Origin of the sequence: Neisseria sp. P0008.S010, from assembly GCF_051962715.1 — a bacterium.
Taxonomy (GTDB): Bacteria; Pseudomonadota; Gammaproteobacteria; order Burkholderiales; family Neisseriaceae; genus Neisseria; species Neisseria elongata.
Genome location: NZ_JBQCVA010000340.1, coordinates 1 through 259 on the forward strand (window position 1 = coordinate 1; position 259 = coordinate 259).

Consider the following 259-nt stretch of genomic DNA (forward strand, 5'->3'; position numbering starts at 1 on the left):
GACTACTCGGGTATCGAGAGCGTTCTGATAAAGTCCCGCATGAACTTTTTCCACTTCGTTTGCGAATTTGAATGATCGCAGAGCCTGGGCGCTCCCTTCAGCCTCGGCTTCCGTTATCATCTGCGGATACATGGACTTGAACTCGTGAGTTTCTCCGGCTATCGCCTCCTTCAGATTTTCCTGGGTGGACTTGATTCCCTCCATCGCACGCAGATGGCTGTGCGCATGAACGGTTTCGGCCTCGGCAGCCACCCGTAGG

General features: G+C 54.4%; 1 protein-coding gene. It reads right to left on the reverse strand.

Features of this window, described 5'->3' with window-relative positions; translation table 11 throughout:
• Nucleotides 1-259: rubrerythrin family protein (locus tag ACTHSL_RS13850; RefSeq protein ID WP_440381737.1), on the reverse strand; the 259-nt coding region annotated here is incomplete at both ends.